Annotated in this window: 20 protein-coding genes and 3 tRNA genes; 20 read left to right on the forward strand and 3 right to left on the reverse strand. The window is 72.3% G+C overall.

Going from position 1 to position 21,453, the window contains the following annotated elements; all coding sequences use genetic code 11:
• The 5 genes from kdpA to ACFZBX_RS11350 all read left to right on the forward strand — a co-directional run bounded on the left by kdpA (window position 1) and on the right by ACFZBX_RS11350 (window position 7,852).
• Window positions 1-1,662 (forward strand): potassium-transporting ATPase subunit KdpA, encoded by a 1,662-nt coding sequence (gene kdpA, locus ACFZBX_RS11330; protein WP_391533147.1) that lies wholly within the window; start codon window positions 1-3, stop codon window positions 1,660-1,662.
• Window positions 1,662-3,851, forward strand: coding sequence for a potassium-transporting ATPase subunit KdpB (kdpB, locus tag ACFZBX_RS11335; protein WP_391533149.1), 2,190 nt, complete (start codon window positions 1,662-1,664; stop codon window positions 3,849-3,851). The genes kdpA and kdpB overlap by 1 nt, the downstream gene beginning before the upstream one ends.
• Before the next feature lie 19 nt (window positions 3,852-3,870).
• A complete protein-coding gene (gene kdpC / locus ACFZBX_RS11340; protein WP_391533151.1) occupies window positions 3,871-4,497 on the forward strand; it encodes a potassium-transporting ATPase subunit KdpC in 627 nt (208 codons plus the stop codon).
• A 119-nt stretch (window positions 4,498-4,616) separates the two neighbouring features.
• The gene (locus ACFZBX_RS11345) at window positions 4,617-7,178 is read left to right on the forward strand and encodes an ATP-binding protein (protein ID WP_391533152.1); all 2,562 of its coding nucleotides are present in this window, start codon (window positions 4,617-4,619) and stop codon (window positions 7,176-7,178) included.
• Entirely contained in the window at window positions 7,175-7,852 is a 678-nt protein-coding gene (locus tag ACFZBX_RS11350; protein WP_391533154.1) for a response regulator, read from the forward strand. The genes ACFZBX_RS11345 and ACFZBX_RS11350 overlap by 4 nt, the downstream gene beginning before the upstream one ends.
• 258 nt (window positions 7,853-8,110) lie before the next feature.
• On the opposite strand, the gene ACFZBX_RS11355 is transcribed toward ACFZBX_RS11350, so the two are convergent.
• Window positions 8,111-9,400 (reverse strand): hydrolase, encoded by a 1,290-nt coding sequence (locus ACFZBX_RS11355; protein WP_391533156.1) that lies wholly within the window; start codon window positions 9,398-9,400, stop codon window positions 8,111-8,113.
• 238 nt (window positions 9,401-9,638) lie between these two features.
• Between ACFZBX_RS11355 and ACFZBX_RS11360 the strand changes: the two genes are divergently transcribed.
• The 6 genes from ACFZBX_RS11360 (at window position 9,639) to ACFZBX_RS11385 (ending at window position 12,185) form a co-directional block, all read left to right on the forward strand.
• Window positions 9,639-9,711: transfer RNA gene (locus ACFZBX_RS11360), tRNA-Thr, on the forward strand.
• Window positions 9,712-9,754: 43 nt separating this feature from the next.
• Window positions 9,755-9,827: transfer RNA gene (locus ACFZBX_RS11365), tRNA-Met, on the forward strand.
• 84 nt (window positions 9,828-9,911) lie between these two features.
• Window positions 9,912-10,076 carry a 50S ribosomal protein L33 gene (gene rpmG, locus ACFZBX_RS11370; RefSeq protein WP_006604855.1) on the forward strand — a complete coding sequence of 55 codons (165 nt, stop codon included), beginning with the start codon at window positions 9,912-9,914 and terminating at the stop codon, window positions 10,074-10,076.
• Window positions 10,077-10,196: 120 nt separating this feature from the next.
• On the forward strand, window positions 10,197-10,658 hold the full coding sequence (locus ACFZBX_RS11375) for a MaoC family dehydratase N-terminal domain-containing protein (protein WP_391533158.1): 462 nt from the start codon (window positions 10,197-10,199) through the stop codon (window positions 10,656-10,658).
• 5 nt (window positions 10,659-10,663) lie between these two features.
• On the forward strand, window positions 10,664-11,086 hold the full coding sequence (locus ACFZBX_RS11380; protein ID WP_391533385.1) for a MaoC family dehydratase: 423 nt from the start codon (window positions 10,664-10,666) through the stop codon (window positions 11,084-11,086).
• Window positions 11,087-11,141: 55 nt separating this feature from the next.
• Window positions 11,142-12,185 (forward strand): UDP-N-acetylmuramate dehydrogenase, encoded by a 1,044-nt coding sequence (locus ACFZBX_RS11385; protein WP_391533386.1) that lies wholly within the window; start codon window positions 11,142-11,144, stop codon window positions 12,183-12,185.
• Window positions 12,186-12,192: 7 nt separating this feature from the next.
• Here ACFZBX_RS11385 and ACFZBX_RS11390 read toward each other — a convergent pair whose 3' ends face one another.
• Window positions 12,193-13,221 (reverse strand): adenosine deaminase, encoded by a 1,029-nt coding sequence (locus ACFZBX_RS11390; protein WP_391533160.1) that lies wholly within the window; start codon window positions 13,219-13,221, stop codon window positions 12,193-12,195.
• 102 nt (window positions 13,222-13,323) lie between these two features.
• Window positions 13,324-14,571, reverse strand: coding sequence for a pyridoxal phosphate-dependent aminotransferase (locus ACFZBX_RS11395; RefSeq protein WP_391533162.1), 1,248 nt, complete (start codon window positions 14,569-14,571; stop codon window positions 13,324-13,326).
• Between the two features lie 259 nt (window positions 14,572-14,830).
• Between ACFZBX_RS11395 and ACFZBX_RS11400 the strand changes: the two genes are divergently transcribed.
• From ACFZBX_RS11400 to rplL, 9 genes are all read left to right on the forward strand, one after another.
• Window positions 14,831-14,903 (forward strand) — tRNA-Trp (locus ACFZBX_RS11400).
• A 149-nt stretch (window positions 14,904-15,052) separates the two neighbouring features.
• Entirely contained in the window at window positions 15,053-15,385 is a 333-nt protein-coding gene (gene secE / locus ACFZBX_RS11405) for a preprotein translocase subunit SecE (RefSeq protein ID WP_380289407.1), read from the forward strand.
• A gap of 207 nt (window positions 15,386-15,592) precedes the next feature.
• Entirely contained in the window at window positions 15,593-16,483 is an 891-nt protein-coding gene (nusG, locus tag ACFZBX_RS11410) for a transcription termination/antitermination protein NusG (protein WP_391533163.1), read from the forward strand.
• Between the two features lie 165 nt (window positions 16,484-16,648).
• Window positions 16,649-17,083, forward strand: coding sequence for a 50S ribosomal protein L11 (rplK, locus tag ACFZBX_RS11415; RefSeq protein WP_376086189.1), 435 nt, complete (start codon window positions 16,649-16,651; stop codon window positions 17,081-17,083).
• 79 nt (window positions 17,084-17,162) lie between these two features.
• Complete coding sequence (gene rplA / locus ACFZBX_RS11420) at window positions 17,163-17,885, forward strand: 50S ribosomal protein L1 (RefSeq protein ID WP_344342459.1); 723 nt, start codon at window positions 17,163-17,165, stop codon at window positions 17,883-17,885.
• A 183-nt stretch (window positions 17,886-18,068) separates the two neighbouring features.
• On the forward strand, window positions 18,069-18,878 hold the full coding sequence (locus tag ACFZBX_RS11425; RefSeq protein ID WP_391533164.1) for a hypothetical protein: 810 nt from the start codon (window positions 18,069-18,071) through the stop codon (window positions 18,876-18,878).
• Between the two features lie 124 nt (window positions 18,879-19,002).
• Window positions 19,003-19,872 (forward strand): hypothetical protein, encoded by an 870-nt coding sequence (locus ACFZBX_RS11430; RefSeq protein ID WP_391533165.1) that lies wholly within the window; start codon window positions 19,003-19,005, stop codon window positions 19,870-19,872.
• 367 nt (window positions 19,873-20,239) lie between these two features.
• On the forward strand, window positions 20,240-20,803 hold the full coding sequence (rplJ, locus tag ACFZBX_RS11435) for a 50S ribosomal protein L10 (RefSeq protein WP_380278698.1): 564 nt from the start codon (window positions 20,240-20,242) through the stop codon (window positions 20,801-20,803).
• 90 nt (window positions 20,804-20,893) lie between these two features.
• Window positions 20,894-21,277, forward strand: coding sequence for a 50S ribosomal protein L7/L12 (rplL, locus tag ACFZBX_RS11440; protein WP_391533167.1), 384 nt, complete (start codon window positions 20,894-20,896; stop codon window positions 21,275-21,277).
• Window positions 21,278-21,453 lie beyond the last annotated feature (176 nt).

Genomic DNA, 21,453 nt, shown 5'->3' on the forward strand with positions numbered 1-21,453 from the left:
ATGGGTTCCACTCTCGCGGGCTGGCTGCAGGTCCTCGCCCTGGTGGGCGCGCTGGCCCTGTGCTACCGGCCCCTGGGCGACTACATCGCCCGTATCCTCACCACCTCCAAGCACCTCAGAGCCGAGAAGGCGCTCTACCGGGTGATCGGCGTGGACGCCGACGCCGACCAGCGCTGGCCGGTCTACCTGCGCTCGGTGCTGGCCTTCTCGGCCGTCTCCGTCCTCTTCCTCTACGGCCTGATCCGCCTCCAGCAGTGGCTGCCCCTCAACCTGGGCGTGCCGCGGATGGAGGGCCACCAGGCCTGGAACACCGCCATCTCCTTCGTCGCCAACACCAACTGGCAGTCCTACAGCGGCGAGGCCGCGATGGGCCACCTGGCCCAGATGGCCGGCCTCGCGGTGCAGAACTTCGTCTCCGCGGCCGTCGGCATCGCCGTCGTCGCCACCCTGATCCGCGGCTTCCTGCGCAACCGCACCGACCGGGTCGGCAACTTCTGGGTCGACCTGACCCGGATCAGCGTGCGCCTGCTGCTGCCGGTCGCGATCGTCTTCGCCCTCGTCCTGGTGGCGAGCGGCGTGGTGCAGAACTTCCACGGCTTCCACGAGGTCGCCACCCTGGTGGGCGACCCGCAGGCGGTCCCGGGCGGCCCGGTGGCCTCGCAGGAGGTCATCAAGCTGCTGGGCACCAACGGCGGCGGCTTCTACAACGCCAACTCGGCGCACCCGTTCGAGAACCCGAGCGGCTTCTCCAACCTGGTCGAGGTCTTCCTCATCCTGCTGATCCCGTTCGCGCTGCCGCGCGCCTTCGGCCGGATGGTCGGCGACCACCGCCAGGGCTACGCGATCGTCTCCGTGATGGCGCTGTTCTGGATCGCCTCGACGGCGCTGATCACCTTCTCCGAGTCGCAGCACGCGGGCAGCGCGCTGGAGGCGGCCGGCGGGGCGATGGAGGGCAAGGAGCAGCGCTTCGGCATCGCGGCCAGCTCGATGTTCGCGGCATCGACGACGCTGACCTCGACCGGCGCGGTGAACTCCTTCCACGACTCGTACACCGCGTTCGGCGGCGGCCTGACGATGTTCAACATGATGCTGGGCGAGATCGCGCCCGGCGGTGTGGGCTCGGGCCTGTACGGGATGCTGGTGCTGGCGGTCGTCGCGGTCTTCGTGGCCGGCCTGATGGTCGGACGCACCCCGGAGTACCTGGGCAAGAAGCTCGGCGGCCGGGAGATGAAGTTCGCCTCCCTCTACATCCTGACCACCCCGACGATCGTGCTGGTCGGCACGGGTGTGGCGATGGCCCTGCCGGGCGAGCGGGCCGGGATGCTCAACACCGGCGCCCACGGCTTCTCCGAGGTGCTGTACGCCTTCACCTCCGGCGCGAACAACAACGGCTCGGCGTTCGGCGGCATCACCGTCAACACCGACTGGTACGACACCGCGATCGGCCTGGCCATGGTGTTCGGCCGGTTCGTGCCGATGGTCTTCGTCCTCGCCCTGGCCGGCGCGCTCGCCCGGCAGCAGCCGGTCCCCGCCACCCCGGGCACCCTGCCCACCCACAAGCCGCTGTTCGTGGGCCTGCTGTCGGGCGTCGTCCTGATCGTCGTCGGCCTCACCTACTTCCCGGCCCTGGCTCTCGGGCCGATCGCGGAAGGTCTCTCCTGATGTCGTCCACCCTTACCGAGAAGTCCGGGCAGACCGGACAGCCGGACCCGCGGCCGGAGACGGAGCCCGCCGGGACGCCGCACCGAGCGGCCGGCGGACTGCTGGACCCCAAGCTGCTCCTGGCGTCCCTGCCGGACGCGGTGAAGAAGCTCGACCCCCGGGTGATGGTCAAGAACCCGGTGATGTTCGTGGTCGAGGTCGGCTCGGTGGTCACCACCGTCTCCGCGATCGCCGACCCGAGCGTGTTCGCCTGGTCGATCACCGTCTGGCTCTGGCTGACCACCGTCTTCGCCAACCTGGCCGAGGCGGTCGCCGAGGGGCGCGGCAAGGCGCAGGCGGACACCCTGCGCCGCGCCAGGACCGACACCATGGCCCGCCGGCTCACCGGCTGGCCGGGTTCGCGGGCCGAGGAGGAGGTGCCCGGCACCGCGCTGCGGCTCGGCGACCACGTGGTGGTCGAGGCCGGGCAGATCGTCCCCGGCGACGGCGACGTCGTGGAGGGCGTCGCCTCGGTCGACGAGTCCGCGATCACCGGCGAGTCCGCGCCGGTGATCCGCGAGTCGGGCGGCGACCGCTCGGCCGTGACCGGCGGCACCAAGGTGCTCTCCGACCGGATCGTCGTGAAGATCTCCTCCGAGCCCGGCAAGACCTTCATCGACCGGATGATCGCCCTGGTCGAGGGCGCCGCCCGGCAGAAGACGCCCAACGAGATCGCACTCAACATCCTGCTGGCCTCGCTGACCATCGTCTTCCTGATCGCGGTCGTCACCCTGCAGCCGATGGCGACCTACGCGGGCGCCCCGCAGTCGATGATCGTGCTGGTCGCGCTGATCGTGGCGCTGATCCCGACCACCATCGGCGCGCTGCTCTCCGCGATCGGCATCGCCGGCATGGACCGGCTGGTCCAGCGCAACGTCCTGGCGATGTCCGGGCGCGCCGTCGAGGCCGCCGGCGACGTCACCACCCTGCTGCTCGACAAGACCGGCACCATCACCCTCGGCAACCGCCAGGCCGCCGAGTTCCTCGCCGCCCCTGGCGTGGAGCAGGACGAACTGGCGAGCGCGGCCCAGCTGTCCTCGCTCGCGGACGAGACGCCGGAGGGCCGCTCGATCGTGGTCCTGGCGAAGACGGCGTACGGCCTGCGGGCCCGCGCCCAGGGCGAACTGGCCCACGCCACCTGGGTGCCGTTCACCGCCCAGACCCGGATGTCGGGCGTCGACCTCGACGAGGAAGAAGGGCTGGAGCGAAGCGACTCGAACAAGGGTGGCGGCGGGCGACGGGCGGGCGGAGTGCACGCCGTGCGCAAGGGCGCGGCCGGCTCGGTGACCAACTGGGTGACGGAGAACGGCGGCACCGTCGGAGCGGACGTCGCCGCCCTGGTCGACGGCATCTCCGCCGCCGGCGGCACCCCGCTGCTGGTCGCCTCGCGGATCGGCGCCTCGGCCCCCAGGGTCCTCGGCGTGATCCACCTCAAGGACGTCGTCAAGGAGGGCATGCGGGAGCGGTTCGACGAGCTGCGCCGGATGGGCATCAAGACCGTCATGATCACCGGCGACAACCCGCTGACCGCCCGGGCGATCGCGGAGGAGGCGGGCGTGGACGACTTCCTCGCCGAGGCCACCCCCGAGGACAAGATGGCCCTGATCAAGAAGGAGCAGGCCGGCGGCAAGCTGGTCGCGATGACCGGCGACGGCACCAACGACGCCCCCGCCCTCGCCCAGGCCGACGTCGGGGTCGCGATGAACACCGGCACCATGGCGGCCAAGGAGGCCGGCAACATGGTCGACCTGGACTCCAACCCCACCAAGCTGATCGAGATCGTCGAGATCGGCAAGCAGCTCCTGATCACCCGGGGCGCGCTGACCACCTTCTCCATAGCCAACGACGTCGCGAAGTACTTCGCGATCATCCCGGCGATGTTCGCGACCGTCTACCCGGGCCTGGACAAGCTCAACATCATGCACCTGCACAGCCCGCAGTCCGCGATCACCTCGGCGATCGTCTTCAACGCCCTGGTCATCATCGGCCTCATCCCGCTGGCCCTGCGCGGGGTGAAGTACCGCCCCACCGACGCCGGCTCCCTGCTGCGCCGCAACATCGGCCTCTACGGCTTCGGCGGACTGGTCGTCCCGTTCATCGGCATCAAGCTGATCGACCTGGTCGTCCAGTTCATCCCCGGCCTCAACTGACAAGAGAGGAGAACGCATCATGTCCAAGCCCCTGCCGACCGCCGTCCGCACCCACCTCACCGCGCTGCGCGCCCTGCTGGTCCTGACGGTGCTCCTCGGCATCGCCTACCCGCTGCTGGTCACCGGCGTCGCCCAGGCCGTGTTCAACGACAACGCCAACGGCTCGATCGTGAAGACGGCCGACGGCAAGGAGGCCGGCTCCGACCTGCTGGGCCAGAGCTTCAACCTGCCCAAGCAGAACCCGGACGACCCCGACGAGGCCCCCCGCCCCGACCCGAAGTGGTTCCAGCCCAGGCCCGGCGCCTACGACCCCACGGCCTCCGGCGCCTCCAACCTGGGCCCCAACAGCGCGGACCTCACCGCCGCCGTCGAGGAGCGCCGCCAGGCCGTCGCCGCGTTCGACGGCGTCGACCCGGCGAGCGTCCCGGCGGACGCCGTCACCGCCTCCGGCTCCGGCCTCGACCCGCACATCTCCACCGCCTACGCCCAGCAGCAGGCCGCCCGGGTCGCCGAGGCCCGCGGCCTGCCGGTCGACACCGTCCGCGAGCTGGTCGACAAGTACACCGACGGCCGCCCCCTGGGCTTCCTCGGCCAGCCCGGCGTCAACGTCGTCCTGCTCAACAAGGCGCTGGTGGAACAGAAGTGACGGTGGCTCTGCTTGGCACCTGAGACGGGCCGATCCGGTCCGGGGCGAGCGCCCCGCACCCGGGTCGGCCCGCCGTCCGTCCCCCTCCCGTAGCGACGCAGAATGAGAGAGCAGCGCCCATGGCCCGCGACCTCGCCCCCGGCACCGGCCACCGACGCGGCCGGCTGAGGGTGTACCTCGGCTCCGCCCCCGGTGTCGGCAAGACCTACCGGATGCTGGACGAGGCACGGCGCAGACGGGACCGCGGCGCGGACGTCGTCGTCGGCTGGATCGAGTGCCACGGCCGCCGGCACACCGAGGCCATGCTCGACGGCCTGGAGGTCCTGCCCAGGGTCCACCGCTCCTACCGGGACGGCGACTTCGAGGAGATGGACCTCGACGCGCTGCTCGAACGCCGCCCCGCCGTCGTGCTGGTCGACGAACTCGCCCACACCAACATCCCCGGCGGGCACAACGGCAAGCGCTGGCAGGACGTCGAGGAACTGCTGGCCGCCGGGATCGACGTCATCACCACCGTCAACATCCAGCACCTGGAATCGCTGAACGACGTGGTCCGCAAGATCACCGGCATCCCGCAGCGCGAGACCGTCCCGGACGAGGTGGTCCGCCGGGCCGACCAGATCGAACTCGTCGACATGGCCCCCCAGGCGCTGCGCCGCCGGATGGCCCACGGCAACGTCTACCGGGCGGAGAAGGTGGACGCCGCGCTCTCCCACTACTTCCGGGTCGGCAACCTCACCGCCCTGCGCGAACTCGCCCTGCTCTGGGTGGCCGGACGGGTCGACGAGGGCCTGCGCGACTACCGGGCCAGCCACAACATCGACCGGGTCTGGGAGGCCCGCGAACGCGTCGTGGTCGCCCTCACCGGCGGACCCGAGGGCGAGACGCTGATCCGCCGCGCCGCCCGCATCTCGGACCGCACCGCCGGCGGCGACCTGCTCGCCGTCCACGTCACCCGCAGCGACGGCCTGGCCGGCGCCTCCTCCGGCGCGCTCGCCGAGCAGCGGCAGCTGGTGGAGACCCTCGGCGGCAGCTACCACATGGTGGTCGGCGACGACATCCCCACCGCGCTGCTCGCCTTCGCCCGCGCCCACGACGCCACCCAGCTCGTCCTCGGCACCAGCCGGCGCGGCCGCACCGCCCGCTTCCTCACCGGCCCCGGCATCGGCGAGACCACCGTCGGCGCCTCCGAGGACATCGACGTCCACATGGTCACCCACGAGTTCACCGGGCGCGGCCGGCTGCCCGCGCTCGGCCGCCGCCACTCCCGGCGGCGCACCGTCGCCGGCTTCCTCGCCGGCCTGGTGGTGCCCTGGCTGCTGACCGCGCTGCTCTCGCAGTTCCACGAGACCGTCAACCTCACCACCGACGCGCTGATCTTCCAGCTCGGCGTGGTCGCGGTGGCCCTGCTCGGCGGCGCGACCTCGGCCCTGGTGGCCTCGCTGGTCGCCTCGGTGCTGCTCAACTACTTCTTCATCCCGCCCGTCCACGACTTCACCATCGGCGAGACCAACAACATCATCGCCCTGGTGGTCTTCGCCGCCGTCGCGCTGACCGTCTCCACCGTGGTCGACCACGCCACCCGGCTCACCGCCAGGGCCGCCCGGGCCACCGCCGAGGCCGAGACCCTCTCCACCCTGGCCGGCAGCGTGCTGCGCGGCGCCGACGCGCTGCCCGCCCTGCTGGAGAAGTCCCGCACCGCCTTCGGCATGCGGACCGTCGCCCTGCTGGAGCGCACCGGCGGCGGGGTGCTGGCCCGGTGCGACGCCTCGGAGGCGTCCGACAGCGGTCACGGCGGGCGCGGCCCCCGGCAGGCCGAGGAGACCACCGAGGTCCCGGTCGGCCCCGACGCCGTCCTCGTCCTCACCGGCCGCCGGCTGCCCGCCGCCGACCAGCGCGTCCTCACCGCCTTCGCCGCGCACGTCGCCGTCGCCCTGGAACGCGACCGGCTCGCCGTGGTCGCCGCCGAGGTCGAACCGATCAGGGCCGCCGACCGGATGCGCACCGCGCTGCTCGCCGCCGTCAGCCACGACCTGCGCACCCCGCTGGCCGCCGCCCTCGCCTCGGTCGGCTCGCTGCGCAGCCCCGACGTCGAGTTCTCCCCCGAGGACCGGGCCGAACTGCTCGCCACCGCCGACGAGTCCCTCGTCAAACTCACCCGTCTGGTGGACAACCTGCTCGACATGAGCCGCCTCCAGGCCGGCGCGCTCACCCTGCACCTCACCGGGACCCACCTCGACGAGATCCTGCCGCGCGCCCTCGACTCGCTCGCCGACCCGTACGCGCCCGTCCAGCCGCTCGACCTGGAGACGGTGCCGCCCGTGCTCGCCGACCCGCCGCTGCTGGAACGGGTGCTCGCCAACGTGATCACCAACGCGCTGCGGCACAACGCGCCCGGTGCGCCCGTCCTGGTCGCCGCCAGCCACCACGCCGAGCGGGTCGAACTGCGGGTGATCGACCGCGGCCCCGGCATCGCCCCCGAGGACCGCGACCGGGTCTTCCTGCCCTTCCAGCGCCTCGGCGACACCGACAACACCCAGGGCGTCGGCCTCGGCCTCGCCCTCTCCCGCGGCCTGGCCGAGGCGATGGGCGGCAGCCTGGAGGTCGAGGACACCCCCGGCGGCGGCACCACCATGCTGCTCACCCTGCCCGCCGCCGGCCCCGGGGAGGCCCCCGCATGAGCGAGATCCTGATCGTCGACGACGAGCCCGCGCTGCTGCGCACCCTGCGGATCAACCTCGGCGCCCGGCAGTACGCCGTCCGCACCGCCGCCACCGGCGGCGAGGCCCTGGACCGCGCCGCGGCCGGCACCCCCGACGCCGTGCTGCTCGACCTCGGCCTGCCCGACCTGGACGGCATGGACGTCCTGCGCGGACTGCGCCGCCGCAGCGCGGTGCCGATCATCGTGCTCTCCGGCCGCACCGGCGCCGCCGACAAGGTGAACGCGCTGGACGCGGGGGCCGACGACTACCTCACCAAGCCGTTCCTGATGGAGGAGCTGCTGGCCCGGCTGCGCGCCGTGCTGCGCCGCCCGCCGGTGGCCGGCCCGGCGGCGCCCGTACCGGTGATCGGCGACCACACGGTGGACCTCGCGGCCACCACGGTGACCGGGCCCGAGGGACCGGTGCGGCTCACGCCGACCGAGTGGCGGATCCTCGCCCTGCTGCTGGCCAACCCGGGACGGCTGGTGCCCGGGCGGCAGATCCTGCGCGAGGTCTGGGGGCCGGCCCAGGAGCGGCGCGGCAACTACCTGCGGGTCTACCTGGCCGGTCTGCGGCGGAAGCTGGAGCGCGACCCGGCCCGGCCGCGCCACCTGATCACCGAGCCGGGGATCGGCTACCGCTACGAGCCCTGAGGGGAGCCGGGGGCCTGAGGGACCTGCGGGCCTTGAGCACCCGGGGTTCCCGGCCCCGCGCGTCAACGAGCCGTCAAGGGCGGCCACCCCGGCGCCAACAGACCGTCAAGAGCCGCCGGAACCACCCGTTCGCGGGCGTAGCGTCAGCGGTGAGGGAGCGGCGCCCCGCTCCGAGTGGGGATGTCCGGGGCGCCGCTCCGCCGCTCCGGCGGCCGGCAGTGGGGGAGGGGCGCGCGGTACCGATGCCGCGCGCCCCGATCACTCGTCCGGCCCGCGCCCGTCCGTGCCGTCCGACTGCCGGGGCAGCGCCAGGGCCACCGTGTCGGCGAACTCGCGCACCGCGCTGGTCCGGCTGACCACCCGTCCGCTGTGCACCACCAGCCGGCTGTGCCCGCCGGCCAGCGCCCCGGCCAGGCTGTCACCGCGCACCGCCAGCAGCTCGGCCGGGAAGCCCGCGTCCACCCGGACCGGCGGCAGTCCGAGCGCCAGCCGCGCCTGGTTGGACACCGCGTCGTACGCCGCCTCCGGCTCCAGCACCCCGCCCGCCGCCAGCAGGTACGCCGCCTCCAGCGGGTCGGCCCGGCCGACCGGGTTGGCGCCGTCGCGCAGCGATCCACTGCCGGCCACCAGCGGCACCCCGGCCCTCACCAGCTCGCGCAGCGCCGCCGGCCGCACTCCGGAGGCCGGCGCCAGGCCCTCCAGCCCCGTGCAGCCGCCGTTCTGCGGCAGGCAGACCACCCGGACCCCGGTGTTGGCCAGCACCGTCGAGGCGCCCGGCGCGAGCGATCCGCACGGCCCGAGCACCACCCGGGGCCGCAGTGGCGCCAGCGCCCCGGCCAGCCGCGCCAGCCGGGCGGGGTCGGCGGCGGTGGTGTGCAGGTCCACCGGGCAGTCCGCCTCCCGGGCGGCCTCCAGCAGCAGCTGGACGTAGCCCGCCGGGTCCGGGTCCAGCTCGGGGCAGCCGCCGGCCGCGGTGGCGCCGAGCTTGAGCGCCTCCCGCAGCTGGGCCCGGCCGTCCGCCCCGGCCCGGCCGGTGAGCAGCCGGGGCATCGCCACGGCCTGGAGTTCGGCGAGGCCGCGCAGCGCCTGCCGGGCGGTGAGCACCGCCTCCAGCCGGCGCAGTCCGTGCACGTCGCCGATCCGGACGTGGGTGCGCTGGGCGGTCGCGCCGTAGCCGAGCGAGGTCAGCGCGGCCTCGGTGACCCGCCGGGTGAGGTCGGCGGAGGTCTCCGGCGGGGGCTCGGGGAGCGCGGCGGAGAAGGCGACGTCGTAGTGCGCGTGGGCCTCGGCCGGGGCCGGCAGCAGCAGGTAGCCGCGCAGGTCGATCCGGGCCCCGGTGGTGACGGTGGGGGCACCGGGCATGGCGGGCAGCGGGCCGAGCCCGCCGGAGGTGCCGACGGCCTGGATCCGGTCGCCGCTGATCCGCACGTCCACCACCCGGCCGTCCGCCAGCCTGGCCCCGGTGAGCAGCAGGACGGGTCCGTGCCCGAGCGGGTTGGCGGCCGGGCCGGGGCCGGGCTGCGGTCCGTCGGCGGCTGCGCTGTCCATCGCCCGGCTCCTTCTCGCGTCCGGCTCCTGCTCGCGTCAATGAGCGCCGAGCCTACGGGGGGCGGCCCCGGGGCGGCGGGAGGCGGGCAATAGTCGTATCGGGTCGGGCCGCCGCCGCGGGGGGTGATCGAACGCCGGGCCTTCGATCGATCGGCCGTGCGCGCCGCGGACCTGCGGACTTCGCCGCCGGATACGGATTTCACCTCTGGGCGCGGAACGTGTAATCTCTTCCTCGTTCGCCCCTATAGCTCAGTCGGTAGAGCGTCTCCATGGTAAGGAGAAGGTCTGCGGTTCGATTCCGCATGGGGGCTCTGGTGAGAAGGAGTCGGCCTCGGCCGTGCTCCGGATCACTGTGGCGGTGTAGCTCAGTTGGTAGAGCAAGCGGCTCATAATCGCTGTGTCACCGGTTCAAGTCCGGTCACCGCTACCCCGCGTAGTCGGTCGGGAGATCGCACTCCCGGTCGGCTACTCTTGTCTGTGTTCTTATTCATTGTCCAAGGAAGGCACTCCCGTGGCTGCCACCGACGTCCGCCCGAAGATCACGCTGGCCTGCGTGGAGTGCAAGGAGCGGAACTACATCACCAAGAAGAACCGGCGTAACGACCCGGACCGTCTTGAGATGAAGAAGCACTGCCCCCGCTGCAACTCGCACACCGCGCACCGCGAGACCCGCTGACCCTGTCGTAGGGCATCGGGCCTGTGTGAATCAGGTCTTTGACTCCGGGCCGCATCCCTCATTGGGTTGCGGTCCGGAGTTTTTTTCGTTTGTCCACCGCGTTTCCGAGGAGCTCCGCCGATGGCACTCGACCCCTCCTTCATCGGGCGGACGTATCCGCCCACCGAGCCCTACGAGGTCGGCCGCGAGAAGATCCGTGAGTTCGCCGTCGCCGTGGGTGACGCCAACCCGGCGTACACCGACCCGGAGGCGGCCAAGGCGCTCGGCCACCAGGACGTGATCGCCCCGCCGACCTTCCCGATCGTGCTCAGCATGCGGGCCTCCGCCCAGGTCGTCCAGGACCCGGAGCTCGGGCTCGACTACAGCCGGGTGGTGCACGGCGACCAGAAGTTCACCTACACCCGTCCGGTGCGGGCCGGCGACCGGCTGACCGTCGCGGTCACCGTCGACAACATCAAGTCGCTGGCCGGCAACGACGTGCTCACCGTGCGTGGCGAGATCGCCGACGAGTCCGGCGAGCACGTGGTGACGTCGGTCATGACGCTGGTGGCCCGGGCCGCCGACGAGAAGACGGGGGAGTGAGCCCGATGACGGTCCGCTACGACGAGGTCGAGGCCGGCACCGAGCTGCCGGCGCAGTCCTTCCCGGTGACCCGCGCCACCCTGGTGCAGTACGCGGGCGCCTCCGGTGACTTCAACCCGATCCACTGGAACGAGCGGTTCGCGCTGGAGGTCGGCCTGCCCGACGTCATCGCGCACGGCATGTTCACCATGGCCGAGGCCGTCCGGGTGGTCACCGACTGGGTCGGCGACCCGGCCGCGGTGGTCGAGTACGGCGTCCGGTTCACCCGCCCGGTGCCGGTGCCCAACGACGGCGTCGGCTCGGTGATCGAGGTCACCGGCAAGGTCGCCAAGCTGCTCGACGACCAGAAGGTCCAGGTCGACCTGGTGGCGACCTACGCGGGCCAGAAGGTGCTCGGCATGTCCCGGGCGGTCGTCCGGCTGGCCTGAGCGCCGCCCGGCCCCGGCGGGGCAGCGTACGGGGCCCCGTACGCTGGGGGGCGTGCTGGAAGAACTCGACGCCCCCCTCGCCCCGCTGACCACCCTGCGGCTCGGCGGCCCGGCCCGCCGCCTGGTGACCGCGCACACCGACGACGAGGTGATCGCCGCCGTCCGCGCCGCGGACACGGCGGGGGAGCCGCTGCTGGTGATCGGCGGCGGCTCCAACCTGGTGATCGGCGACGCCGGCTTCGCCGGCACCGTGCTGCGGATCGCCACCACCGGCTTCGACCTCGACGGCACCGCGCTGGAACTGGCGGCCGGCGAGGTCTGGGCCGACGCGGTGGCCCGCACCGTCGACGCGGGCCTGGCCGGTGTCGAGTTCCTGGCCGGCATCCCCGGCTCGGCCGGCGCCACCCCGGTGCAGAACGTCGGCGCCTACGGCCAGGAGGTCGCCCAGACGGTCACCGAGGTGGTCGCCTACGATCGCCGCACCGGTGAGACCGTCACCCTCGGCAACGAGGCCTGCGCCTTCTCCTACCGGCACAGCCGCTTCAAGGCGGAGCCGGACCGCTACGTGGTGCTGCGGGTCCGCTTCGCGCTGGAGGACGCCGCCGGGCGCTCCACCCCGGTCCGCTACGCCGAGGTCGCCAAGCACTTCGGGGTGGCCGCCGGCGAGCGGGTCGGCCTGCGCGAGGCGCACGCCGCGGTGCTGGGCCTGCGGGCCGGCAAGGGCATGGTGCTGGACGCCGCGGACCACGACACCTGGTCGGCCGGTTCGTTCTTCACCAACCCGGTGCTGAGCGCCGAGCAGTACGCCGCCTTCCTGGCGGTGGCCGACGGGCGCGAGCTGACCGCCCCCGCCTACCCGGCGCCGGACGGGTGCACCAAGACCTCGGCGGCCTGGCTGATCGACAAGGCCGGGTTCGGCAAGGGCTACGGCAGCGGCCCGGCGACCCTCTCCACCAAGCACACCCTGGCGCTCACCAACCGCGGCGCCGCCACCACCGAGGACCTGCTCGCGCTGGCCCGGGAGATCCGGGACGGGGTGCGGGCGGCCTTCGGGGTGGAACTGGTCAACGAGCCGGTGATGGTGGGCGTCCGGTTGTAGCGGCGGCTCAGCCGGTCAGCCAGGCGTCGATGTCGGCCAGCAGCTGCTTGCGCACGCTCTCCGGCGCGCACGAGCCGCGCACCGACTGGCGGGCCAGCTCGGCCAGCTCCTGGTCGGTGAAGCCCAGCACGTCGCGGGTCAGGTCGTACTGGGCGGCGAGCCGGGTGCCGAACAGCAGCGGGTCGTCGGCGCCCAGCGCGAGCGGCACCCCGGCGTCGAACAGCCGGCGCAGCGGGACGTCTTCGGGGTGCTCGTAGACGCCGAGCGAGACGTTGGAGGACGGGCAGACCTCGCAGGTGATCTGACGGTCGGCCAGTCGCTGCATCAGCCGCTCGTCCTCGGCGGCCCGCACGCCGTGGCCGATCCGGCCGGCGCCGAGGTCGTCCAGGCAGTCGCGGACGGACTCCGGGCCGGCCAGCTCGCCGCCGTGCGGGGCGGCCAGCAGTCCGCCCTTGCGGGCGATGTCGAAGGCCCGGTCGAAGTCGCGGGCCAGGCCGCGCCGCTCGTCGTTGGAGAGGCCGAAGCCGACCACGCCCCGGTCGGCGTACCGGACGGCGAGCCGGGCCAGCGTGCGGGCGTCCATCGGGGACTTCATCCGGTTGGCGGCGACCAGGACCCGGATGCCGACCCCGGTGGCCGCGGCGGCGTCCTCCACCGCGTCCAGGATCAGTTCCAGGGCGGGGATCAGACCGCCCAGCCGGGGTGCGTAGGAGGTCGGGTCGACCTGGATCTCCAGCCAGCGGGAGCCGTCCCGCCGCTCGTCCTCGGCGGTCTCCCGGACCAGCCGGCGGATGTCGCTCTCGTCGCGCAGGCAGGAGCGGGCGGTGTCGTAGAGGCGCTGGAAGCGGAACCAGCCGCGTTCGTCGGTGGCCCGCAGCCTGGGCGGCTCGCCGGAGCTGAGCGCCTCCGGCAGCCGGACCCCGTGCTTGTCGGCCAGTTCGAGCAGGGTGGCCGGGCGCATCGAGCCGGTGAAGTGCAGGTGCAGGTGGGCCTTCGGGAGGTCCCTGACGTCTCGCGGGTTCAGCAGGCGTTCCATTCACGAATCCTGCCGTATCGGGGGGTGCTACGGGAACCGCCCTCTTCCCGTCCCCCGAAGGGGTGGAAAGAGGGCGGTCCGGTCAATCAGGGATTGACCACCTCAGTCACGGGCCTCGGCGAGCAGCTTCTGGATGCGGCCGACGCCCTCGGCGAGGTCGGCGTCGCCCAGGGCGTAGGAGAGGCGCAGGTAGCCGGGGGTGCCGAAGGCCTCGCCGGGGACGACCGCGACCTCGACCTCGTCCAGGATCAGCGAGGCGAGCTCGGCGGAACTCTGCGGGCGCTGTCCGCGGATCTCCTTGCCCAGCAGGGCCTTGACGGACGGGTAGACGTAGAACGCGCCCTCGGGCTCGGGGCAGACCACGCCGTCGATCTCGTTGAGCATCTTCACGATGGTGCGGCGGCGCCGGTCGAAGGCGGTGCGCATCTCGTGGACGGCGGAGAGGTCGCCTGCGACGGCGGCCAGGGCGGCGCGCTGGGCCACGTTGGAGACGTTCGAGGTGGCGTGCGACTGCAGGTTGGTCGCGGCCTTGACGACGTCCTTGGGGCCGATCACCCAGCCCACCCGCCAGCCGGTCATCGCGTAGGTCTTGGCCACGCCGTTGACCACGATCGTCTTGTCGGCCAGCTCGGGCAGCAGGGCCGGCAGCGAGGTGAACTCCGCGTCGCCGTAGACCAGGTGCTCGTAGATCTCGTCGGTGAGCACCCACAGCCCGTGCTCGACCGCCCAGCGGCCGATCGCCTCGGCCTCGGCCCGGGTGTACACCGCGCCGGTCGGGTTGGACGGCGAGACGAAGAGCACCACCTTGGTGTTCTCGGTGCGGGCGGCCTCCAGCTGCTCGACCGAGACCTTGTAGCCGGTGGTCTCGTCGGTCACGACCTCCACCGGCACGCCGCCGGCCAGCTGGATCGACTCGGGGTAGGTGGTCCAGTACGGCGCCGGGACGATGACCTCGTCGCCCGGGTCGAGGATCGCCGCGAACGCCTCGTAGATCGCCTGCTTGCCGCCGTTGGTCACCAGCACCTGGGAGGCGTCCACCGCGTAGCCGGAGTCGCGCAGCGTCTTGGCCGCGATCGCCTCCTTGAGCTCGGGCAGGCCGCCGGCCGGGGTGTAGCGGTGGTTCCTGGGGTCGCGGCAGGCCTCGACGGCCGCCTCGACGATGTAGTCCGGGGTGGGGAAGTCCGGCTCGCCGGCGCCGAAGCCGATGACCGGCCGGCCGGCCGCCTTGAGGGCCTTGGCCTTGGCGTCCACGGCGAGGGTGGCGGACTCGGCGATCGCACCGATCCGGGCGGAGACGCGGCGGTCGGCGGGGCGGACGGAACTGTCGGGCTGCGGGGTGGAAGCGCTCATGCCTGCATGGTCGCAGACCGCACACGGGCCGGGCATGGCGGTTTCACGATATGTACGGGGCCGTCCACATGGCGGCCCGGCGTGGCGCGCGCGACAACCGGAAAAGAAAGAGGTTCGACCAAACGCCCTCCGACCACGTACACTCACTGCTCGACGGCCACCGAACGAACCGGAGCCTCCGCCGCCGTACGGAATCTGTACGGGGACCGGCGGAAGATGCGGTAGGTTGGTGGTCGCTACTGGGGCCGCGAGGTTCCGTAGGGCAATAGCTCAATTGGTAGAGCACCGGTCTCCAAAACCGGCGGTTGGGGGTTCAAGTCCCTCTTGCCCTGCTGCTTGATCCGTATTCAGCCCGTTCGCTCCGCAGAGCGAGCGGGCTTGATGCGGAGAGGGCGCCGATCAGCACCGTTAGCCGGCCGCTCGTGCCCTTTTCGGGGTACGCAGTCGACGCTCGGCAGGACCCGGATTCAGGTGAGGACGAGTGACGGAGACCACGGGCTCCACCGCAACGCCTGAGAGCGGCAACCCCGAGGGGACCGACGGCGCTGCCGAGACCACGCCCGCGGAGGGCGAGTCGCGCCGCAAGCGCTCTGGCGACAAGAAGTCCGGCAAGCGGGCCAAGAAGGGCGCGTTCGCCCGCCTCGCCCTCTTCTACCGGCAGATCATCGCCGAACTGCGCAAGGTCGTCTGGCCGACGCGCAACCAGCTGGTGAGCTACACCACCGTCGTGGTGGTGTTCGTCGTGATCGTGATGGCCTTCGTCTCCGGTCTCGACTACGGCTTCTCCAAGGCCGCCCTCTGGATCTTCGGCTGACGCAGCCGTCCACCTTCGAAACAGCTTCCCCGACCCGGGCCGATCCTCGGCCCGGGTCGAGCTGTCTGCGTCGGCGGGACGAGGCCGCTACCGTGGACTCGGTACTGTTGAAGTCTCCGGGGCGAACTTCCGGCGACCGCGTGAGCGGAGCGTCGCCGGTCCGTCGCGGAGCGCGCCACCTTCACCATCTCCAGGAAAGAAGCCACCGTGTCTGAGTCCCCCCTGTACGACGCCGACGAGACCGTCCGCGAGGCGGATGTCGCCGCCGAGGACGCGGCCGAGCTGACTGACGACGTCGAGTCCGACGAGCAGCAGATCGTGGACGCCGTCGACGCCGACGAGGACGAGGCCGAGGCGTTCGACGAGGCCGAGGCCGGGGAGTCGGCCGAGGAGGCCGCGCTGCACGTGGAGTCCGGCGAGGACGAGGCCGAGGAGGCCGTCGCCGAGGAGACCGAGGACGAGGCCGAGGCCGAGGCCGAGCCGGCCGAGGAGGTCGACCCGGTCGCCAAGTTCCGCGAGGACCTGCGGTTCATGCCGGGCGAGTGGTACGTGATCCACACCTACGCCGGCTACGAGAACCGGGTGAAGCAGAACCTGGAGCAGCGCGCCGTCTCGCTGAACGTCGAGGAGTACATCTTCCAGGCCGAGGTGCCGCAGGAGGAGGTCGTCCAGATCAAGAACGGCGACCGCAAGACGATCCGCCAGAACAAGCTCCCCGGCTACGTCCTGGTGCGCATGGACCTCACCCCGGAGTCCTGGGGCGTCGTGCGCAACACCCCCGGTGTCACCGGCTTCGTCGGCAACGCCTACGACCCGTACCCGCTGACCCTGGACGAGGTCGTCAAGATGCTCGCCCCCGACGTGGAGCGCCAGGCCGCGAAGGAGGCCGGCAAGGCCTCGCCGGTCCGCCCGGTCGAGGTCCAGGTGCTCGACTTCGAGGTCGGCGACTCGGTCACCGTCACCGACGGCCCGTTCGCGACCCTCCAGGCGACCATCAACGAGATCAACCCCGACTCGAAGAAGGTCAAGGGCCTGGTCGAGATCTTCGGCCGGGAGACCCCGGTCGAGCTCTCCTTCGACCAGATCCAGAAGAACTAGTCATACGGTCTTCGGATTCGGGGCGGGGCCGTGGGCCCCGCCCCGAATCCGTTTTGGTCCAGCGACGCCGAGGCGTTAGCCTGGTCCGATGTGTGTGCTGGCGACCGGGTGTCGCCCCGGTTCGGCGCACACCAGCAATCACCTCTCGGAAGGACCCGGAGAGACATGCCTCCCAAGAAGAAGAAGGTCACGGGGCTTATCAAGCTCCAGATCAACGCCGGTGCGGCCAACCCGGCTCCGCCGGTCGGCCCCGCGCTGGGTCAGCACGGCGTCAACATCATGGAGTTCTGCAAGGCCTACAACGCCGCGACCGAGTCGCAGCGCGGCATGATCGTGCCGGTGGAGATCACGGTCTACGACGACCGTTCCTTCACCTTCATCACGAAGACGCCGCCGGCCGCGCGCCTCATCCTGAAGGCCGCCGGCATCGAGAAGGGCTCCAGCGAGCCGCACAAGACCAAGGTCGCCAAGCTCACCAGCGCCCAGGTCCGCGAGATCGCCACCACCAAGATGCCCGACCTGAACGCCAACGACCTGGACGCCGCGGAGAAGATCATCGCCGGCACCGCCCGGTCGATGGGCATCACCGTCGAGGGCTGATCACCCCTTCTCGTCCCCTGTGGTAGGGCCTGCGCTGGCCCGTGAATACCACAACTCCCATCACCATTCAGGAGCAGCAGTGAAGCGCAGCAAGGCTCTGAAGGCCGCGGACGCACAGGTCGACCGCGAGCGCCTTTACGCCCCCCTCGAGGCCGTCCGCCTCGCCAAGGCGACCAGCACCTCCAAGTTCGACGGCACCGTCGAGGTCGCCATGCGTCTGGGTGTCGACCCGCGCAAGGCCGACCAGATGGTCCGCAGCACCGTGATCCTCCCGCACGGCACCGGTAAGACCGCTCGGGTCCTGGTCTTCGCGACCGGCGAGCGTGCCGAGGCCGCGCGTGCTGCGGGTGCCGACATCGTCGGTGCCGACGAGCTCATCGACGAGGTCGCCAAGGGCAAGCTGGACTTCGACGCCGTCGTCGCCACCCCGGACCTCATGGGCAAGGTCGGCCGCCTCGGCCGCGTGCTCGGTCCCCGTGGCCTGATGCCGAACCCGAAGACCGGCACCGTCACCCCCGATGTCGCCAAGGCTGTCAACGACATCAAGGGCGGCAAGATCGAGTTCCGCGTCGACAAGCACTCGAACCTGCACTTCATCATCGGTAAGGCCTCCTTCACCGACGAGCAGCTGGTCGAGAACTACGCCGCCGCGCTGGACGAGGTGCTCCGCGCCAAGCCGTCCGCCGCCAAGGGCCGCTACATCAAGAAGACCGCGTTCTCGACCACCATGGGCCCCGGCATCCTGGTGGACCCGAACCGCACCCGCAACCTCCTCGTCGAGGAGGACCCGGCCGCGGTCTGATCGCAGCCGTAGTCCGTACGGCGGGCCCGTACCCCCTTCGCCGGGGGTACGGGCCCGCCGTCGTTTCCCGATCGATACCCCCGGCGGGACGACCCGCCGCCCGGTCCGTCGTACGCTCGGCCGGTCCGCCCGCGCGCGCTCCGGCCCAGGAGCCGCGCCGCCGTCCGACCGCCGGAGAGTGCCGTGCCCGCCCTTCGCCCCGCCGTCAAGGGGGCGGCTCTGCTGCTGCTCGCCGCCGGCCTGACCGCGTGCAGCGTGCTGGCCGTGTCCGGTGACCGCACCCCGATCAGCGACCGCCCCACCGTGCGCCCGCCCCGGCAGGTGCTGCTGTCCGCCTCCCAGCGGCTGGACGACGTGGGCGGGGCCAGGGTCAAGGTGGTCCAGGAGGGCCCGGCCGGGCCGCGCAGCGCCGACGGCTCGCTGTCCTGGGGTGCCCGCGACGCGGCCGAGCTGACCGTCACCGACGAGGCGGGCACCGGGCGGCTGCACGGCCAGGACGGTGTGCTGGAGCTGGGCTACCCGGGGGCGGCGGCCAGGACGGCAGAGCGCGCCGGGGCGGAGTCGCTGGACCCGCGGGCGGCGGCGGCCGGGACGGCCGGCTGGGCCGGCGGCTGGATCACCGGCCTGCTGTCCAACCCGGGCGGTCCGGCGCACACGATGGCGCTGGCGGGCCGGCTCACCCCGCTCGGCGGCGAGCAGCTGAACGGCGGCACGGTCGCGCACTACCGGGGCACCGCCCCGGTGGCGGACTACTTCGGCGCCGACGAGGGGCTGAGCCCCGCCCGGCTGACCGAGGTGCTGGGCTACTACGAGCGGAACGGGGTCGCCACGCTCGACTACGAGTTCTGGGTGGCCCCCGGGGACCGGCTGCTGCGGGTGAGGTCCACCGTCCACGGCACGGCGGGCGCGGTGGTGACCACCACGGACATCACCGAGGACGCCGAGCCCGCCGCCGACGCCTCCGCCGGCCCGTCCGCCACGCCGACGTCCTAGCATCGTGCGGCCGAGTGGCGGGGGGTGCCACCGGGGCGCGGGAGGCCGGGTGGCAAGGTGGGCGGGAGCGGATGTTCCGGCCCGTACGGGCGGCCGGCGGATCAATGGCATCGGGGAGGCGTGGATGGCGGTGCGGCAGCGGCTGGCGGCGGTGGTCGCCGTCGCGGTGCTCGCGTCCGGGTGCGGCTCGGTCGGCGGCCCGGAGCCGTCCACCTCGTCGAGCGCGCCCGGCCCCGCGACGCCGACGCCCAGCAGTGCCTCGCCGACCTGGCCGGCCAAGCCGACCGACCGCTCCCCGCACGGGGTGCTGCTCTCCGCCCAGCTGGCCATGCAGACCGCCCGCCGGGCCAAGGTGAGCTACCGACTGGGCGCGGACGCCGGCTCCGGGCCGCTGTTCTGGCAGCCGAAGACCGCGCTGCAGGTCAAACGTTCCACCCCGGCCGCCGCCGAGCAGCTGATCGTCGTGGACACCGTCGCCTACGAGGGCGGTGACGCGGCCACCGCGGCCCGGCTGGGCGGCAAGCACTGGGAGCGGTTCGCCGGAGCACAGGGGCCGGACGGCCACCGGGAGATCCCGTACGCCGGGCTGATCGACCTGCTCAACCCGGTGGTGGCGCTGGCCGCCGCGACCGCCGACGGGGTCACCGCCCAGTACGTGGGCGAGGAGAAGTTCGAGGACTCGACGGTCGAGCACTACCGGGTGACCACCGACGCGGCCCGCTACGCGGCGGCGCAGGCCCAGCTCAGCCCGGCCCGCCGGGAGGGCCTGCGGACGGCGCTGGCCCCCGGCGGCTCGGTCTCGCTCACCCTGGACCTCTGGCTGAACGACAAGGACCAGCTGGTCCGCCTGGAGCGCACCGGGACGGGGGAGAGCGGCGGGCTGGACGACTCGGTGGTGTACACCGAGCCCGGCGGCCCGCTCTCGGCGCAGGCCCCGGCGGAGGCGGACACCGTGGACACCGGCACCCGCAGCGTCTCCCCGCTGGCCCGCTGAGCCCGGCCCGCTGAGCCCGGCCGGTCGGGGACGGCCGCGGGGGCGATTTGCCCCGGACGGCGGCGTCCGGTTACTGTTTCCGAAGCCAAAGACCGCTGGTTGTCGCCGTGCGTCCGTGAGGAAGCGCGCGACCGAAGGATCTGCGCTTCACGCGCAGGCAGCCCGCGCAGGACTGTTTGGAGCTTTGACCTCCGGGTCGCGTGCCCCGCACGTGGATCCGTCGAGTTCACACCGAGCCCCGTGCGCCTGCGCACCGGGGCTCTTCTGCTTTTCCGCAGGGGCTTTCCTCCGTCCGGTGGTCCGAGGCGCGAATGGTCGACTCTCGCGGTCGGCCGGACTTCGACATCACGGAAGGAGGCGTAAGCCTATGGCTAGGCCCGACAAGGCTGCTGCCGTCGCCGAGATCACGGAGCTTTTCCGTGGCTCGAACGCGGCCGTGCTGACCGAGTACCGCGGTCTCACGGTGAAGCAGGTCAAGACCCTGCGTCGCTCCCTGGGTGACAACGCCCAGTACGCCGTGGTGAAGAACACGCTGACCAAGATCGCGGCCAATGAGGTCGGGATCACGGAGCTCGACGACCTGTTCGCCGGTCCGACGGCTGTCGCCTTCGTCACCGGTGACCCGGTGGAGTCGGCGAAGGCTCTGCGTGACTTCGCCAAGGAGAACCCCGCTCTCGTCATCAAGGGCGGTGTCCTTGATGGCAAGGCGCTGTCCGCCGACGAGATCAAGAAGCTCGCGGACCTCGAGTCCCGCGAGGTGCTGCTCGCCAAGCTGGCGGGTGCCCTGAAGGGCAAGCAGTCCCAGGCTGCCGCGCTCTTCCAGGCCCTGCCGTCGAAGCTCGTCCGCACTGTGGACGCGCTGCGCGACAAGGTCGAGCAGGGCGGTGCCGGTACGCCGGCTCCCGCCGCCGAGGAGACCGCGGCCGAGTGATCGGCCGAGGCCACGCCTCGCTGCGGGCCCGTACGCCCGCCAATCCGTACATCCGGCACCACCTGCCGATTTAGTGGAAGGACGCCAATCATGGCGAAGCTGTCCCAGGACGAGCTGCTCGCGCAGTTCGAGGAGCTCACCCTCATCGAGCTGGCCGCGTTCGTGAAGGCCTTCGAGGAGAAGTTCGACGTCACCGCCGCCGCCCCGGTCGCCGTTGCCGGCATCGCCGGTCCGGCCGCCACCGAGGCCGCTGCCGAGGAGCAGGACGAGTTCGACGTCATCCTCGACGGTGCCGGCGACAAGAAGATCCAGGTCATCAAGGAGGTGCGCACCCTGACCTCCCTCGGCCTGAAGGAGGCCAAGGACCTCGTTGACACCGCTGGTGCCAAGGTCCTGGAGAAGGTTGCCAAGGACGTTGCCGAGAAGGCCAAGGCCGCCCTCGAGGCCGCCGGCGCCAAGGTCACCGTCAAGTGACTCTCCGCCCCCTCTGAGGGGGCTGCGGGCCGGGCCGATCACCCTTGCGGGTGGTCGGCCCGGCCTTTTGCGTTCGCGGCCGTACGGGGCCGTCCCGCGCCCGGACGCACCGGTGTGGCCGAACGCCCACTCGGCACTGTCGGTGGGGGCGGGTATGGTGATCGCTGTCATCGAGT

The organism is Kitasatospora sp. NPDC008115, from assembly GCF_042957205.1.
Lineage (GTDB): Bacteria > Actinomycetota > Actinomycetes > Streptomycetales > Streptomycetaceae > Kitasatospora.